The sequence below is a fragment of the Bradyrhizobium centrolobii genome (assembly GCF_001641635.1).
Lineage (GTDB): Bacteria > Pseudomonadota > Alphaproteobacteria > Rhizobiales > Xanthobacteraceae > Bradyrhizobium > Bradyrhizobium centrolobii.
Genome location: NZ_LUUB01000026.1, coordinates 12,773 through 29,902, shown reverse-complemented (window position 1 = coordinate 29,902; position 17,130 = coordinate 12,773). Strand labels below are relative to the sequence as shown.

General features: G+C 66.6%; 16 protein-coding genes. All 16 read left to right on the top strand.

Translation table 11 applies throughout. The features are described from left to right. Positions 1-396, top strand: a 396-nt coding sequence (locus tag AYJ54_RS51940; RefSeq protein WP_245328882.1) for a branched-chain amino acid ABC transporter permease, incomplete at its 5' end; no start/stop codon positions are given. Between the two features lies 1 nt (position 397). Continuing rightward, the gene (locus AYJ54_RS04400) at positions 398-1,480 is read left to right on the top strand and encodes a branched-chain amino acid ABC transporter permease (protein ID WP_063696817.1); all 1,083 of its coding nucleotides are present in this window, start codon (positions 398-400) and stop codon (positions 1,478-1,480) included. Beyond that, a complete protein-coding gene (locus tag AYJ54_RS04395) occupies positions 1,473-2,255 on the top strand; it encodes an ABC transporter ATP-binding protein (RefSeq protein WP_063696816.1) in 783 nt (260 codons plus the stop codon). The genes AYJ54_RS04400 and AYJ54_RS04395 overlap by 8 nt, the downstream gene beginning before the upstream one ends. Next, positions 2,248-4,464 carry an ABC transporter permease gene (locus tag AYJ54_RS04390; RefSeq protein WP_063696814.1) on the top strand — a complete coding sequence of 739 codons (2,217 nt, stop codon included), beginning with the start codon at positions 2,248-2,250 and terminating at the stop codon, positions 4,462-4,464. Before AYJ54_RS04395 ends, AYJ54_RS04390 begins: the two co-directional genes overlap by 8 nt. Positions 4,465-4,467: 3 nt before the next feature. Continuing rightward, positions 4,468-5,301 (top strand): phosphoenolpyruvate hydrolase family protein, encoded by an 834-nt coding sequence (locus AYJ54_RS04385; RefSeq protein WP_063696812.1) that lies wholly within the window; start codon positions 4,468-4,470, stop codon positions 5,299-5,301. A 26-nt stretch (positions 5,302-5,327) separates the two neighbouring features. Beyond that, positions 5,328-8,228, top strand: coding sequence for a flotillin family protein (locus AYJ54_RS04380; RefSeq protein WP_063696810.1), 2,901 nt, complete (start codon positions 5,328-5,330; stop codon positions 8,226-8,228). Between the two features lie 11 nt (positions 8,229-8,239). After that, positions 8,240-8,677, top strand: a complete 438-nt coding sequence (locus AYJ54_RS04375; RefSeq protein WP_063696808.1) for an SRPBCC family protein — start codon at positions 8,240-8,242, stop codon at positions 8,675-8,677. Positions 8,678-8,897: 220 nt separating this feature from the next. Next, the gene (locus AYJ54_RS04370; RefSeq protein ID WP_063696806.1) at positions 8,898-9,341 is read left to right on the top strand and encodes an SRPBCC family protein; all 444 of its coding nucleotides are present in this window, start codon (positions 8,898-8,900) and stop codon (positions 9,339-9,341) included. 2 nt (positions 9,342-9,343) lie between these two features. Continuing rightward, positions 9,344-10,162: an FAD binding domain-containing protein gene (locus tag AYJ54_RS04365; RefSeq protein WP_063696805.1), complete on the top strand. Its 819-nt coding sequence runs from the start codon at positions 9,344-9,346 to the stop codon at positions 10,160-10,162. Positions 10,163-10,168: 6 nt separating this feature from the next. After that, complete coding sequence (locus tag AYJ54_RS04360) at positions 10,169-10,645, top strand: (2Fe-2S)-binding protein (protein WP_063696803.1); 477 nt, start codon at positions 10,169-10,171, stop codon at positions 10,643-10,645. Positions 10,646-10,655: 10 nt separating this feature from the next. Then, entirely contained in the window at positions 10,656-12,254 is a 1,599-nt protein-coding gene (locus AYJ54_RS04355; RefSeq protein WP_063696968.1) for a xanthine dehydrogenase family protein molybdopterin-binding subunit, read from the top strand. Further along, the gene (locus AYJ54_RS04350; protein WP_027521178.1) at positions 12,255-13,277 is read left to right on the top strand and encodes a xanthine dehydrogenase family protein molybdopterin-binding subunit; all 1,023 of its coding nucleotides are present in this window, start codon (positions 12,255-12,257) and stop codon (positions 13,275-13,277) included. It abuts the gene before it with no gap. 9 nt (positions 13,278-13,286) lie between these two features. Then, positions 13,287-14,168 (top strand): AAA family ATPase, encoded by an 882-nt coding sequence (locus AYJ54_RS04345; protein ID WP_063696802.1) that lies wholly within the window; start codon positions 13,287-13,289, stop codon positions 14,166-14,168. Further along, positions 14,165-15,286 (top strand): vWA domain-containing protein, encoded by a 1,122-nt coding sequence (locus tag AYJ54_RS04340; protein WP_063696800.1) that lies wholly within the window; start codon positions 14,165-14,167, stop codon positions 15,284-15,286. The genes AYJ54_RS04345 and AYJ54_RS04340 overlap by 4 nt, the downstream gene beginning before the upstream one ends. Beyond that, positions 15,283-16,173 (top strand): amidohydrolase family protein, encoded by an 891-nt coding sequence (locus AYJ54_RS04335; protein ID WP_063696798.1) that lies wholly within the window; start codon positions 15,283-15,285, stop codon positions 16,171-16,173. The genes AYJ54_RS04340 and AYJ54_RS04335 overlap by 4 nt, the downstream gene beginning before the upstream one ends. Before the next feature lie 38 nt (positions 16,174-16,211). Then, positions 16,212-17,060 carry an MBL fold metallo-hydrolase gene (locus tag AYJ54_RS04330; protein WP_063696797.1) on the top strand — a complete coding sequence of 283 codons (849 nt, stop codon included), beginning with the start codon at positions 16,212-16,214 and terminating at the stop codon, positions 17,058-17,060. Positions 17,061-17,130: the final 70 nt, after the last annotated feature.

The window sequence follows — 17,130 nt, the reverse complement described above, 5'->3', positions numbered from 1 at the left end:
ATGTGGCTCGCGCTCAACCGCACGCGGGCCGGCATGATCATCCGCGCCGGCGTCGACGATCGCGACATCCTGGCCGCGACAGGCGTACGCATCCAGCTCGTCTTCGTGCTGGTGTTCGCGCTCGGCGCAGGGCTTGCCGGCATCGCCGGCGTCGTCGGCGGCACCTTCCAGTCATTGTCGCCCGGCGAAGACATCCGCTTCCTGCTCGCCTCACTCGTCGTCGTCATCGTCGGCGGCATGGGCTCGATCCCCGGCGCCGCGCTCGGCGCGCTCATCATCGGGCTCGCCGAGCAGCTCGGCTCGGTCTACATCCCGACCTATGCCATCGTCGTGACCTTCCTGATCATGGTCCTGGTGCTGGCAATCCGGCCGCAAGGCCTTTTGGCGAGGCGCTGAGATGTCGCTCGCCCACGACGCCCGCGTTGCCGTTCGTCCCACCGCCGCGGCGCAGCGCCCCGCGCAGGCATGGCCGGAGATCAACAATCCAGCCGCGTGGATCGTCGCCGCCATTCTCCTGATCATGCCGCTGATCGCCAACGGCTTCTTCCTGATCGAGATCTTTGCGACGACGCTGATCCTCGGCACAATCGCGCTGAGCCTGATGTTCCTCGCCGGCTACGGCGGCATGGTCAGCCTGATGCAGCTCACCATCGCGGGCTTCGCCGCCTATATGGTCGCGGTGTTCGGGACCAGCGACAACGCCAATATCAGCCTGGGCTGGCCGTGGTGGCTCGCGGTCCCGATGGCGATTGCCCTGGCGACCGCCTTCGGCACGCTCGGCGGTGCGCTGGCCGTGCGCACCGAAGGCATCTACACGATCATGATCACGCTCGCGATCGGCGCGGCGTTCTATTATTTCACCAACCAGAACTGGGCGATCTTCAACGGCCATACCGGCATCAACAATGTCGCCACTCCGCACTTCTGGGGTGTCAACTGGCGCGCCGACATTCCCTTCTACTACATCGTGCTCGCGGTCGCCGCGCTCTGCTACCTCGCGGTTGAATATATCTCCCGCGCGCCGTTCGGTCTCGCGCTGCAAGGCGTGCGCGACAATCCGCGGCGCATGGCCGCGCTCGGCTTCAACGTCAACGCCCATCGCGTCGCAGCCTATGCCTTCGCCTCCTTCGTCGCCGCGCTTGCAGGTGTCCTGCAGGTCTGGAACTACCGTCAGATCTCGCCGGGGTCGGTCAGCGTCGGCGCCTGCATCGACGTGCTGATCATCGCCGTCGTCGGCGGCATCACCCGCCCGATCGGTCCCTTCATCGGCGCGCTGATCTTCGTGCTGCTGCGCACCTTCGCGCTCGACTTCCTGGTCAAGCTCGGGCTCGACGGCAACCGCTTCCGGCTGCTGATCGGTCTCGGCTTTCTCGCCATCGTGTTCTGGTCCTCGGACGGCGTCATCGGGCTGTGGCAACGCTGGCGCCAGAGCCAGCGCTCCAACGCTAACCGGTCTGGCGGAGGGCGCGGCCATGGATAGTGTTGCGCGACGCCTTTCCGCGGTCGGCGCCGGGGCCGCACTCGAGCTGCGGGGCGTGACGCGGCTGTTCGGCGCGCTCGCCGCACTGACCGACGTCACCATTACCGTGCGTCCCGGCGAGCGGCGCGCGGTGCTTGGCTCCAACGGCGCCGGCAAGACGACGCTTTTCAACTGCATCACCGGCGACTTTCCACCCACCTCCGGCACCATCCGCTTCTTCGGCGAGGACGTCACGCATTTCCCACCCTATGAGCGCATCCGCCGCGGCCTGAGGCGGACCTATCAGATCTCGGCACTGTTTCCGGGCCTCACAGTGCAGGACAATGTCTATCTCGCCTGCCGCGGCGTCTCGCGCGGGCGCTTCTCGTTCCTGCGTCCGGGGCAAAACGATGCGCTGATGCACGCGGCCGACGACCTCGTGCAAGCCGTGCATCTAACCGCGGTGAAAGACCAGCGGGTGGCCGAGCTCGCGCACGGCCAGCAGCGCCAGCTCGAGATCGCGCTCGCGCTCGCCGGCGCCCCGCGCTTCGTCCTGTTCGACGAGCCGGCTGCGGGCCTCTCGCCGACAGAACGGCTGGAGCTGATCGAGATCCTGACCTCGCTGCCGGCGCATATCGGCTACATCATCATCGAGCACGACATGGATGTCGCCTTACGCGTCGTCGAGAGCGTCACGATGATGCACAACGGCTGCGTCTTCAAGGAAGGCCTGCCGCAGGAGATCCAGTCCGATCCCGAAGTGCAGGAGCTTTATCTCGGAGGCGGCCATGAATGAGATCCGCCGCTCCGCTGCCGCGCTCGAAGTCCGCGGCCTCGACGTCTACTACGGTCACTCGCACGCGCTGCAGGGCGTTGACCTCGTGCTGGAGAGCGGCGTGTTCTCCGTCGTCGGCCGCAACGGCATGGGCAAGACCACGCTGTGCAAGGCGATCATGGGACTGGTGCCGGTGAGCGGCGGATCGATCCGCGTCCGCGGCGAGGACATCACGCGGCGGCCGCCGGCCCACATCGCCCGGCTCGGCGTCGGCTATGTGCCGCAGGGACGCCGGCTGTGGCGCTCGCTCAGCGTCGACGAGCATCTGCAACTTGCCGGCGGCATGCGGCCTGGCGCCTGGACCGTCGAGCGCATCTACGACACCTTTCCGCGCCTCGCCGAGCGCAAGGATCATGGCGGCGGCCAGCTCTCCGGCGGCGAGCAGCAGATGCTGGCAATCTCTCGCGCGCTGCTCACAAATCCGCATCTCCTGATCATGGATGAGCCGACCGAGGGACTTGCGCCCGTCATCGTGGCGCAGGTCGAGGAGATGCTGCTGCGGCTCGGCGAGGACGGCGACATGTCCGTGCTCGTGATCGAGCAGAACATCGGCGTGGCAACGGCGGTCTCGCGCAACGTCGCGATCATGGTCAACGGCCGCATCAACCGCATCATCGATTCGGTGCGGCTCGCCGCCGATCGCGAGCTCCAGCAGCGCCTGCTCGGCGTCGGACTACATGCCGAGCTCGAACCTGAAACCACCGACGCTCCCGCCGCCGGCACTGAAGCGAAGCCGACCCCGCAGCCATCGCGTCCGAGTGGACCGATCCGCATCTACATCTCCAACCCCACCCCGCCGACGCGCTGGTCGCAACCAGTCCCGATCGCCCGTATCGAGGCCGCCGCCCGGACGCTCTCGACGCAGATTGCGCGTCTCGACGAGACGGCGCGGCGCAAGCGCGAACCGGTGTCGGCCCAGACCTCGGGGCCGCCTGTCGTGCTGGTCGTCGGCACGCTCGACACCAAGGGCACCGAGCTCCGCTTCATCCGCGACATCATCGCCGAAAGTGGACTGCGCACGCGGCTGGTCGACGTCTCCACCAGCGGCAAGCATGTCACCTGCGACGTCTCGGCGCAGGAGATCGCCCTGAACCACGGCCGTGGCGGGGCGGCCGTGTTCGCCCCCGATCGCGGAGCCGCTGTGACCGCGATGGCCGATGCGTTCGCCAACTGGCTGCGGCGCCAGGGTAATGTCGCCGGCGTAATTTCGGCCGGCGGCTCGGGTGCGGCGTCGCTGGTCGCGCCGGGGATGCGCATCCTCCCCGTCGGCGTGCCCAAGCTGATCATCTCTTCTGTCGCCTCAGGCGATGTCGGGCCCTATGTCGGTCCCGCAGACATCACCATGATGTATTCGGTCACCGACGTGCAGGGCCTCAACGCGATCTCGCGCACCGTGCTGTCGAACGGTGCGCACGCCATCGCCGGCATGGTGAAGGCGCGCCTCGACCAGCGCGCCGCGACGGCGCGCGAGGTTGGTGGCCTGCCGTCGATCGGCATCACCATGTTCGGCGTGACGACACCGGCCGTGCAGAAGATCGCTGGCGACCTGCGCGAGGACTTTGAGTGCCTCGTCTTCCACGCCACCGGCGTCGGCGGCCGGTCGATGGAGAAGCTCGTCGACTCCGGCCAGCTCGCAGGGGTCATCGATCTCACGACGACCGAAGTCTGCGACCTCCTGATGGGCGGCGTGTTTCCCGCGACGGAGGATCGCTTCGGCGCGATCGCCCGTAGGCGCGTGCCCTATATCGGCTCGGTCGGTGCGCTCGACATGGTCAATTTCGGTGCGCCCGACACCATCCCCGAGCGCTACCGCGGCCGCAAGTTTCACGTCCACAATCCGCAGGTGACCTTGATGCGCACCACGGCCGAAGAGAACGAGCGCATAGGCCGCTGGATCGGTGAGCGACTCAACCAGATGGACGGGCCGGTGCGCCTCTTCCTGCCCGAGGGTGGCGTCTCCGCGCTCGATGCCCGCGGCCAGCCGTTCTGGGACCCCGAGGCCGACGCCGCTCTGTTCCGCGCGCTGGAACGCACAGTGCGCCAGACCGGCAACCGCCAGCTCATCCGCATCAAGACAAACATCAACGATCCCGAGTTCGCCTCGACCATCGTCAGCACGTTTCGAACCCTGTTCGGCCGTGCCGGGGCGCGCCGGAGAATGGCGAGGTGACCGATGGCCCGGTTTGAACGCGCAGCACTCCTGAGGCGGTTTCGCGACATGGCCAGGCGCGGCGAGCCGATCGTCGGCGGCGGCGCCGGCACCGGCTTGTCCGCCAAGTGCGAGGAAGCCGGCGGCGTCGACCTCATCGTCATCTACAATTCCGGCCGTTACCGCATGGCCGGCCGCGGCTCGCTCGCCGGCCTGATGCCCTATGGTGATGCCAACGCCATCGTGCTGGAGATGGCCGGCGAGGTGCTGCCCGTCGTCAGCAAGACGCCGGTGCTCGCCGGCGTCAACGGCACCGATCCGTTCCGCGACATGGACGTGTTCCTCGATCAGTTGAAGGCGCTCGGCTTTGCCGGTGTGCAGAACTTCCCAACCGTCGGCCTGATCGACGGCCTCTTCCGCGCCAATCTCGAAGAGACCGGCATGTCCTATGCGCTTGAGATCGATATGATCGCGAAGGCGCGCGAGAAGGACCTGCTGACCACGCCCTACGTCTTCAGCGAGAAGGAAGCCGCCGCGATGGCGATCGCCGGCGCCGACATCATTGTTTGCCATCTCGGGCTCACCACCGGCGGCACGATCGGAGCGCAAACCGCGCCGAAATTGCAGGACTGCCCGGCACGCATCGACACCTGGGCCTCCGCTGCGCTCAGCGTCAATCCAGACATTCTGGTGCTCGCGCATGGCGGTCCGATCGCCGATCCGGCGGACGCCGATTTCGTCATGAAGAACACGCGCCACTGTCACGGCTTTTACGGCGCCTCCTCGATGGAGCGCCTGCCCGTGGAGCGAGCGCTGACGGACCAGGTACGCAAATTCAAGGCGATCGGCGCGCGATAACGCCGAAACATTCGAGGGAGGGAAACATGTCAGGGATCTTGGTCGGCGAGCTAATCCTCTGGCTGATCGTCGCGATCATCGTGATCGTGGTTGGCGTCTACATCGTGAATTGGCTCTATCACCGCTCCTCCAAGGAAGTGTCGTTCGTCCGGACCGGCTTCCTCGGCGAGCGCGTGGTGATCAATGGCGGCGCCTTCGTGCTGCCGTTCATCCACGACTACACGCCGGTCAACATGAACGTGCTACCGATGGGCATCATCCGCTCCCGGCAAGACGCCGTCATCACCCGTGACCGCATGCGCGTCGACATCGAGGCCGACTTCTATGTCCGCGTGCAGCCCACCCGCGAGGCCGTCTCGATCGCTGCCGCCACGCTCGGCCGCCGCACCATGGAGCCAGAGCAGCTCCATGCGCTGCTGGCCGGCAAGTTCATCTCTGCGATCCGTTCGGTCGCCTCCGAGATGACCATGGAGGAAATGCACGAGCGGCGCGGCGACTACGTCGCGCGCGTCAAGACCAATGCGGCGGAAGCCCTCGCCCAGAACGGCCTTGAGCTGGAATCGGTCGCGATCACCGATCTCGACCAGACCGATCTGGAGTTCTTCAACCCCTCGAACCGCTTCGACGCCGAAGGCTTGACGCGGCTGATGGAGGACATCGAGGCCAAGCGCAAGCTCCGCAACGACATCGAGCAGGATTCGATGATCAGGATCCGGTCCCGCAACCTGGAAGCCGAACGGCAGGCGCTCGAAATCGAGCGCGAGAGCGAGACTGCGCGGCTGGAGCAGGAACGCGACATCGAGATGCGCCGTGCGCTCCAGCGCACTGAAGTGGCCCGCGAACGTGCGTTGCGCGAGACCGAGGCGGAACAGGCGCAGATTTCCGCCCGCGAGGCCATCGAGCGCGCCCGCATCGCCAATGATCAGGCCATCGCGGAAGCGCGCATCGCCTCCGAGCGCGAGACCCGCCAGAAGGAGATCGAGCGGACCCGAACCATCGAAGAGAAGGAGCTTCTGGCCCGCGAGGAAATCGAGAGGACCCGGATCGCCAACCAGCGCTCGATCGATACGACCCGTATCGCCTCGGAGCGCGAGGTCCGTCAGCGCGAGATCGAGCGGATGCGCACCGTCGAGGAAGCCGAAATCGCGGCACGGGAAGCCGTCGAGAAGGCCCGCATCCAGCAGGATCGCGTCGTCACCGATGCCCGTATCGCCAACGAGGAGGAAACGCGGCGCCGCGAGATCGAGCGCACCCGCGCCGTCGACGAGGCCGAGATCGCCGCACGCGAGGCTACCGAAAAGGCCCGTATCGCCCAGACGATGACGGTCAATGTCGAGCGCATCTCGTCCGACGAGCGCACGCGCGCGCTGGAGATACAGCAGGTCCGCACCATCCAGGAAGCCGAGATCGAGGCGCAGCGCGCCGTCGAGGCCGCCCGCATCGCGCGCGAGCGGACGCTCGCCGCCGAGCGGATTGCCGCCGAGCAGAATACGCGGCAGCTGGAGATCGAGCGCAACCAGGCGCTCGAGGTCGCGGGCATCGCGGCGCGCGAGACCACGGAGGCCACGCGCATCGCCCAGGAAGAACGCGTGCGATCGCTGGAGATCGCCCGCAACCGCGCCGTCGAGGAGGCCGACATCGCCTCCCGCGAGGCGATCGAGGCCGCCAGGATTGCGCAGGAAAAGGCCGTCGCGGCCGAGCGTATCCAGGCCGAGCGCGATACCCGGGCGCTCGAAATCGAGCGGACCGGCGTATTGGAGGCGGCCGAACTGAAGCGGCGTGATGCGATCGAGCGTCAGCGCATCGGCGTCGATCTCGCGCTCGAGGCCGAGCGGATCAACTCGTCCAAGAAGCGCGAGGTGCTCAATATCGAGCAGAAGAAGGCGATCGAGATCGCCGATGAAGATCGCGTCATCGCGCTCTCCGCCAAGAAGTCCGAGCGGATCGGCGCCGACCGTCAGGTGCGGCAGGCCGAGATCGTGGCTCGCCAGGAGGTCGAGACCACGGATGTCTCGCGCGAGCAGGCGCTGGAAGCCGCCCGGATCGAGCGGCGCCGCGCCATCGAGCAGCTGGAGGTGTCGCGCGTCCAGTCTCTGCAGGAGGCCGAGATTGCCTCCCGCGAGGAGGTCGAACGCGCGCGCATTGCCTCGGATCGCGGGCTGGACGAGGCCCGCATTGGCCGTGAACGCGAGCTGCGCAAGCTCGAGGTCAATCGCGAGAAGGAGGTCGAGACGGTCCTGATGGAGAAGGCCATCGCGATCCATCAGAAGTCGCTGGAAGAGTCCGCGGCGCGCGCCGCGGCCGAAGAGGGCCGGATGCGCGCGACAGAGGCTGCCGAGCGCGTCGTCACCGCGCGCGAGAGCGAAATCGCAAAGCGTCGCAAGACGGTCGAGGTGCTGCTCGCCGAGAAGCAGGCCGAGGAGACCCGGATTGCCGCCGAGGCCGAGCGCGTCCGCGCCGCCGTCGAGGCCGAAGCTCAGCGGATGCTCAACGAGGCCGAGAACGTGCTCACCGATCAGGCGCGCTATTCGCTGTTCCGCCGAAAGCTGCTCGACCGCATAGAGGGCATCGTGCGGGAGAGTGTCAAGCCGATGGAGAAGATCGAGGGCATCCGGATCCTGCAGGTCGACGGCCTCAACGGCAACGGCCATGGCGGCAACGGCGGCCGCAGTGCCACCGACGAGGTGATCGACTCGGCGCTGCGCTACCGCGTGCAGGCGCCGCTGATCGATTCGATCCTGTCGGACATCGGCGTCGAGGGCGGCAGCCTCGCAAAGATGCCGGGCCTGATCCGCGAAGCCCGCGACATGCAGGGTATCCGCGACTCCTCGCGCAAGGGCGGCGGCGACAAGCCGGCGGCCTCGCCTGCGCCTTCCGCCGAAGGCGGCGAACCGCCGCCCGAGCGCGGTCCGCGGAAGAAGAGCTGAGGTCGTACGCCATGCCCCGCGTCTACATTTCCACCGTCGTCAATGCCCGCAACGACCGCGTCTGGGCACGGGTGCGCGACTTCAACGGCCTGCCGAACTGGCACCCGGCCATCGCCGAAAGCCGCATCGAGGGCGGCGAGCCCGCGGACAAGATCGGTTGCGTGCGAGATTTCCGCCTGCGCAATGGCGACCGCATCCGCGAGAAGCTCTTGGGTCTCTCCGACTACGACATGTTCTGCACTTATTCGATCCTGGAATCCCCGATGGGGGTCGAGAACTACGTCGCAACGCTGCGGCTGACGCCGGTCACCGACGGAGACCAGACATTTGTGGAATGGACCGCGGAGTTCGACTGCGCGCCGGAGCGGGAGAGCGAACTCGTCAACAATATCGGCGGCGGCGTGTTCCAGGGCGGTTTCGACGCGCTGAAGCGCGTGTTCGGAGGTTAAGCGAATGGCGACAAGTGCTCCGATTAAGCCTCGCTACGCTCCCTCTCCCCGCTCGCGGGGAGAGGGTTGGGGTGAGGNCGGGGGCGGTGGCAGCTGGACTCGCGGAGCGTCCCCCTCACCCGGAATTTGCGCGTCGCGCAAATTCCGACCTCTCCCCGTAAGCGGGGTGAGGTGAAGGGCGACGAGCGGCTCGCTCAAACCCCACTCATCAAGGTGTAGCGTGCCGCATATCGTGAAAAGCACGATCCTGAATGCGCCGACCGACGCGGTGTGGAGCGTGCTGCGCGATTTCAACGGCCACGACCGCTGGCATCCGGCGGTTGCGACCTCCTCCATCGAACGCGCGCAATCCGCCGACAAGATCGGCTGCGTCAGACGATTCAAGCTCAAGGACGGCTCCGAGCTGCGCGAACAATTGCTGGCGCTGTCCGACCTCGAACAGACCTTCAGCTATTGCCTGCTCGATACCCCGATCCCGATGTTCAACTACGTCGCCCATGTCCGTCTCTTACCGGTCACCGACGGCGACCGCACCTTCTGGCACTGGGAATCGCGCTTCACCACCAAGCCCGAGGACAGGGACCGCATCAGCCACATGGTCGCGGAAGACATCTACCAGGCCGGGTTCGAGGCGATCCGCCGGCACCTGAAGGAGGCCGCATAGACATGGCCGTGACAGTGAAGACCTTTGCGAACTCGGCCGAAGCTGCAGCGGTATTGTCGTCGGATCGCGGCGCGCGCTATCTCGGCGGCGGCACCCTGGTGATGCGGGCGCTCAACGAGGGCGATGTCTCGATTTCGACCGTCGTCCGCGCCAACGACCAGGCGCTGGCCCGGATCGAGGCATCCGGCCCGCGCATCACACTGGGCGCGGGCGTTACTTTCGCGAGGATTCTCGGCGAGCGCGACCTTGTATTCCTGCACGCCCCTGCCCGTTCGATCGGAGGCCCCGCCGTGCGCAACATGGGCACGGTCGGGGGCAACCTCTTTGCGCCAAATCCCTACGGCGATTTCACCGTGGCGCTGCTCGCGCTCGATGCCACGGTTGCCGTGCAAGGCGGTTTCGGCGCCCGCGACATCGCGATCGAGGAATTCCTGCAATCGCGCGAGCGGCAATCCGGCGCGCTGGTGCTGTCGGTTTCCTGCACGCGGCCGACCAGTGCGGAGGCATTTCGCTATCGCAAGGTTGCGCGCATCAAGCCGAAGGGTGGCTCGGTCATCACGCTGGCCGCGCACCTGCCGATCAGCGGAGGGCGCATCGCCGGCGCCCGCATTGCGCTCGGATCGATGGCGCCGACCCAGATCCGCGCCAAAGCAGCGGAGCGTGCGCTGGAAGGACGCATCCTCGATGCCGCGACCATCAGCGCGGCGGCCTCCGCGGTCACTGAAGGAACATCGCCCTCCGACAACGCGCTCGGCAGCGCCTGGTATCGCCGCGAGATCGTAGGCGTCCACCTGCGTCGCCTGCTGTCCGGCCAGGAGTAGACCGCCATGTCGAAAACCCCCCTGCAATTTCGCCACAACGGCCGCGACGTCGCGATCTTCGTCGACGGCGGTACCAATTTGCTCGTGGCGCTCCGAGAGCTGATCGGCGACATGACGCCCAAATTCGGCTGCGGCCAGGGCGGCTGCGGCACGTGCAGCGTGCTGATCGACGGGGAGCTTCACCTGTCCTGCCTGACGTTGGCCGAAACGGTCGCCGGCCGCTCCATCGAGACGCTTGACGGCATGAAGCAAGGCCCGAACCTGCATCCGCTCCAGCGCGCCTTCGCCGACAACTTTGCCGCCCAGTGCGGCTATTGCACGCCGGGCATGCTGATGGCCGCAAAAGCCCTGCTCGACCGCAATCCCTCCCCGAGCCGCGCCGAGGTCGTCGAAGCGATCTCCGGCAACATCTGCCGCTGCACCGGCTACGAGCCGATCATCAATGCCATCCTCGCCGCCGCGGGCGGCCGGGCCAGCGCTTAAGGGACGTGCCATGCTGGAACTGCGCAAGGACATTTTTGCCGACGAGCGCGACGATAACCTGAAGGAGATCGGCAAGGGCACGCAGCGCCAGGACATGCTCGGCCATGTCACGGGCACGTCGAGCTATTTCAACGATCACAAGCTGCAAGGCATGCTGCATCTGAAGGTCGTTCGCTCGGCGCAGGCCCATGCCCGGCTCCGCCGCATCGACACCACCGAGGCCGAGCGATCGGCCGGCGTGCGCCGGATCATCCGCGGCGCCGACGTGCCGCGCAATCTCAACACGCTGCTGAGCCTGATCAATTTCGGCAAGGACGACGAGCCGTCGCTTGCGGTCGACAAGGTCCGCTACAAGGGCGAGCCGATCGTCGCCATCGTCGCCGACAGCGAGCGCGAGGCCTTCGAGGCCGTGGCAAAAGTGCGGATCGACTACGAGCCCTTGCCAGCCGTCTTCGACGTCGAGGACGCGCTCAAGCCAGGCGCCCCCGTGGTCAACGAGACCTATCCCAAAAACACTTTCACCTATCACGACGTCTATGATCATCAAAAGCTCCGATTCGGCGATGCCGACGCGGCGCTCGCGACCGCCGATCACGTGCTCGAACAGCGCTATCAGATGTCGCCGATCGAGCACGCACCGACCGAGACCAACGGCGCGATCGCCGCGCCCGACACCAATGGCCGCTATGTCGTCTACACCTCGACGCAGGCGCTGTTCTTCTCGGTCGACACCTGCGCCAAGATCCTGGACGTGCCTTCCAATACCTTCCACTTCATCGGCGGCACGGTCGGCGGCGGCTTTGGCGGCAAGGTGGACACGCTGACGGAACCGCTCGCGATCCTCGGCGCGATGCTGACGGGACGGCCGGTGCGCTACGTTTTTGGGCGCGAGGAGGAGATGCAATACGGCCCGCCGCGCGGCGCCGAACGCATCTACATCAAGGACGGCGTCATGCGCGACGGCCGCATCGTGGCGCGGAAGATCCGCGCCTATTTCGACAGCGGCGCCTATACCAGGCTTTCGAGCTACGCCGCGGTGAAATGCGCCGCCCATCTGCCCGGCCCCTACACCATCCCGAACGTCTATGGCGACGTCTATTGCGTCTTCACCAACCGGACGCCCGCAACCGCGATGCGCGGCTTCGGCGTCACCGCGATCGACTTTGCGATCGAATGCCAGATGGACAAGCTCGCAAATCTCGTCGGCATGGACCCGATGGAGTTCCGCATCCTCAATGCGTATCGCGACGGCGACATGAAGGCGCACCGGCGCGAGGCCAAGAACACCGCGCTGATCGAATGCGTGCAGGTCGCGGCCGAGAAGGCCAAATGGCCGATCCGCGACGAGTTCAAACGCGCCTCCTCGCGCAAGGATGGCGGCGGCAGTCGCGCCGTTATTCCGCCGACACCGACGGATGCGCGCACCCGACCCGCCGCGCCCGCGCAGCAGCGCACCACCTATGACCGTGGCCCGGCGATGACCCGCGAACCGCCGCGCGAACCGCCACCACCGCCACCACCGGTACCGCCGCCGCCTCCGCCGAGGCCCACGGCGCCCTCCCACGGCGCAACCCGCTTCTCCTCCGTCTTCGGCACAAGGAGGCGCTAGATGACCCGGCATCGCGGACGCGGCATGGCGTCGATCAACTATCCCATCGGCATGAACCTTGGCGGCGATCCGAGCCAGGCGCTGGTGCATTCCAATCCGAGCGGCAAGTTCACGGTGGCGCTGTCGTCGATCGACCTCGGCCAGGGCATGAAGTCGGTGACGCGCCAGATCTGCGCGGAGACGCTCGGCGTGCCCGTCGAGGATGTCTATGTCGACACGGCGGACTCCGATACCGGCCCGCACTGCATGGGCTCGTTCGCCTCGCGCGGCACCCATCGCGTCGGCAATGCCGTAATGGCTGCAGCCCGCGAGGCGCGCGGCGTCATGATGGAAGCTGCGGCAGAGGAGCTGGAAGTCAACGCTGCCGATCTTGAGACCGACGGCCGTGGCAACATACACGTCAAGGGCGCGCCGCACCGCTCGATCTCGACCAAGGATGTCGCGATTGCCGCCCAGTTCAAGCAGGGCAAGACCATCTCCGGCCGCGGCATCTTCCTTGTACCCCTCTCCGACGTCGATCCGGAGACCGGCGAGATGTCGCCGGCGACCTGCTACGCCCATGCCTGCCTCGTCGCCGAGGTCGAGGTCGATGACGAGACCGGTGAGGTCGCGATGGTCCGCATGGACTCTGCCTATGAACTCGGCCGTGCGCTCAACCCACGGCTCGTCGAGCAGCAGCTCGTCGGCGGCGCCTGGATGGGTGTCAGCCACGCGCTGTACGAGACGCCGGAGCCCTACTACCCCGACCCCGTTCACGGCCCTCGCGATTTCGTCGAGTATCTCATGCCCGGCCCCGGCGACATCTGCCCGCACGATATCGCCGTGCTGGAACGTCCCGCGCCCGACGGTCCCTTCGGCGCCAAGGGTCCCGGCGAGATGTGCGCGAATCCCGTGCTTCCGGCCGTCGCAAATGCGATCTTCAACGCCGTCGGTGTGCGCATCGACGATCTGCCGATTACCCCGGAAAAGGTGCTGCGCGCGATCAAGGCCCAGGGCGGCGCGCGGCCGCAGGCGCGGCGCTAGAGGTTCGTCGTGACGGTCCACGGCAACATCGTTGGCATCGACAGCCCCGAAGCGCTGGAGAAGGCGCTGCGCGCGGCCTATTACCTCGCCGACGGAGGACTCGCGACCGCGGCCTATCTCGGCCTTGCACTCGGCAAGCCGCTCCTGCTCGAAGGCGCTCCGGGTGTCGGCAAGACGGAAGCGGCAAAAGCCATTGCCGCCGTTCTCGGCCGCCGGCTGATCCGCCTGCAATGCTACGAGGGCATCGATTCCGCCGCAGCGCTCTACGAGTGGAACTACCCGCGCCAGATGCTCGCGATTCGCCAAGCCGGCGACGAGAGCATCGATATCTATGGTGAGACGTTCTTGATCGAGCGGCCGATGCTGGCGGCGCTCCGCGCGCCCGACTCCACCGTGCTCCTGATCGACGAAATCGACCGCGCCGACCAGGAGTTCGAGGCGTTCCTGCTCGAGTTCCTGTCGGACTTCCAGATCTCCATTCCCGAACGCGGTACGGTGCGCGCGGCCGAACGTCCCGTCGTCGTGCTGACATCGAACCGGACGCGCGACCTGCACGAAGCCCTGCGCCGCCGCTGCGTCTATCACTGGATCGACTATCCCACGGAAGAACGAGAGGCCCGCATCGTGATGCTCCGGGCCTCCAGCGTCGCCGAAGCGACCGCGCGGGCCGTCGTCGCGGCCGTCGGGAAATTGCGGCGCGAACCGCTCAGCAAGGCGCCGGGCATTGCGGAGGCCGTCGACTGGGCCGAAGCGGCGACACTGTTGCACAAGGGCGGCGCGCGCTGGCCGGACGCCTTCAAACGCTCGATCGGCGTGGCGCTCAAGGACGAAGAGGACCTGCACTTCATCTCGCCGCGGCTGGACGCGATGCTCGCGGAGGCCACCGCATGAGCACCGAACCAGAGCTCCCGCGCGCCGTACGCATCTTCGTCTCCTTCGTCACGCTGCTGCGCGCCAACGGCTTTGCCGTCGCGCCGGAGCAAACTGCTGCATATCTCGCGGCGATCGAGCTGCTCGGCCCGCGCGACCTCAACGACATCAGACAGTCGGCGCTGGCCACGCTCGGCCCGCCGCCCGAGCGCCGCGCGACCTTCGACCGGCTGTTCGATCTCCACTTCCGGGGCAGCGAGGCGATCGAACATGCCGACGACGGCGAGGACGACGAGACTGTCCGCCTCCAGGAGGAGGGCCGCGGCGACGAGGAGCCACTGTTCTCCGACGACGCCAGCGAGTCCGGCCTCACCGCGACACGCGCGGAGGCGCTGGTCGAGCGGCGTTTCGCCCAGCTCTCCACGACCGACGCGCTCCGGCGCCTGGCGCGCGAGGCCCCCAGGCGCCTGCCGCGGCGGCGCGGCCACCGGCGCATGCGTACCCGTCGCGGTCCCTTTGCCGACCTGCGCCGCACCTTGCGCGAGACTGTCCGCAACGACGGCGAGATCCTGCGGCTGGGGCGCCTGAAGCGGCGGCAGCGGCCGCGAAAGATGCTGCTCCTGATCGACGTCTCCGGCTCGATGAAAGGCCGCACCGAGGAGAACATGAAGCTCGCGCATGCGTTGATGCAGGCCGCGCGAAATATCGAGGTCTTCACCTTCGGCACGCGGCTCACCCGCGTCACCCGCGCGCTGCGGTTGAAGCACCGCGAGCAGGCGCTGAATGCGGCCGCACATCTCGTCAGCGACTGGGACGGCGGCACCCGGATCGGCGATGCGCTGCAAGCCTTTCTTGCGGTGCCGCGGTTCGGCGGCTATGCGCGCGGGGCGGCCGTTATCGTCGTCTCGGATGGGCTGGAGCGCGGCGATCCCGATGCGCTGCGCGACGCGGTCGCAAAACTCTCGCGACGCGCGTGGCGCTTGAGCTGGCTGACGCCGCTTGCGACAGGCCCGGGCTTTCGCCCGCAGACGGAGGCGCTTATCGCCATTGCGCGTTACGTCGACGACCTCGTCGACGGCGGATCGAGCGCGTCGATCGTCGCGCATCTACTGGCACTGGGACGAAGGAGAGCTGCGTGACCGATATTGTCGATGGACATCATCACATCTGGCGGCAGACTGACCTGCCCTGGCTGATCGGCCCCATGCAGCCCCGCATCTTCGGCCCTTACGAGCCGATCCGGCGCGATTATCCGATCCAGGAATATCTCGACGACCTCAAGGGCACCGGCGTCACCCGATCGATCTACGTCCAGACCAACTGGGCCAACGACCGTTTCGAGGACGAGGCGGCCTGGGTGCAGCGGACGGCCGACGAACACGGCTGGCCGCACGCGATCGTCGCCTATGCCAATTTTGCCGTCGAGGACGTCCGGCCGCAGCTCGACCGGCTGAAGCGCAATTCCCTCGTGCGCGGCGTGCGCATGCAACTGCACTGGCACGAAAATCCGCTCTATCGCTTTGCCACGCGGCCCGACCTCTGCGTCGATCCCGTGATCCGCCGCAACGTCGCGCATCTTTCCGACTTTGGCTGGAGCTTTGATTTGCAGGTGTTCACGCCGCAGATGCCGGATGCGGCGCAGCTCGCCGAGGCCTGTCCCAAGGTGACCTTCATCCTCCAGCATGCCGGCATGCTGGAGGACATCTCGCCGGCGGGCCGCGCCGCCTGGCGCGCCGGGATGGCCCGGCTGGCGGCATGTCCGAACGTGGTTTCAAAGCTCTCGGGGCTCGGCACCTTCATCCATCGCAACGATCCCGCGCACATCGCCGCGGTGCTCGCCGACACCGTCGCGATCTTCGGCGCCGAGCGCTGCCTGTTCGGCTCCAATTTTCCGATCGAAAAATTGTGGACCAGCTATCGCGAGCTCGTCGACGCTTTTCGCGTAGCAGCTGCGCCGTTGAGCGCCGGGCAGCAGGACGCGATCTTCAAGAGCACCGCGACGCGCGTCTATCGGCTCGGGCCGTAGCGATCACGGACAAGAAGCAGACACAGGGAGGGAAACGAATGGCGCTGGAGATCAAGATTCTGGACTATGGCGATATCGAGCTGGAATCGAGCTTTCTGGTTCTCGGCCGTGACTGCGGCCGCACCCGCCGTGTTCTCACCCTCGGTTTCCTGATCCTCGGCGGCCCCTACCCGGTCGTGGTCGACACCGGCTACCGCTCCAACCAGATCATGGAGACGCTGGGCATGCGCGGCCTGCAATACCACGAGAACATGATCGAGAACCAGCTCGCCCGCCACGGCGTGCGCATGGGCGACGTCCGCTTCGTTTGCCACACCCATTTGCACATCGATCACGCCGGCAAGGACGATTTGTTCCCGATGAACACGACTGTCGTCGTCAACCGCCGCGAGCTCGAATATTCGGTGTCCGGCCTGATGCACCCGCAATATCCGGCACCCGACATCAAGCATCTCATTGATCGCCTCCACACCAAGAGCGCGCTTCGCTTCCTCGATCTGGAGATCACCGGCCCGATCGAGTTGATGCCCGGCGTCTATTGCGATGCCGCCAGCGCCCATACCGAGGGCTCGATGAACATCATCGTTCACACCGGCGACGGCATCGCGACCATCTGCGGTGATGTGATCTACGACTTCAACGATCAGATCGTCACGCCCTTCAACGAGATCCACGATTGGGAGCCACGCACCACCGGCAACCACGGCACCACCAAGCGGGCGGAGAAGGCCGCCATCAAGAAGCTGCTTAGCAATTCGCGCTACCTGTTGCCGGTGCACGACCGGCCCGCCAAGATCGAAGGCGGCAATATCGTGGGACGGCTACACGACCAGGTCCCCGGACCGATCGTTCAATCGCTGCCCCAGCGCAACTGGTTCCCGGCCTGACGTACTTTATTCACGCATGATCCGTTCGGAAAACCGCTTCACATTTTCCGGATCATGCTTCTGAGGATCG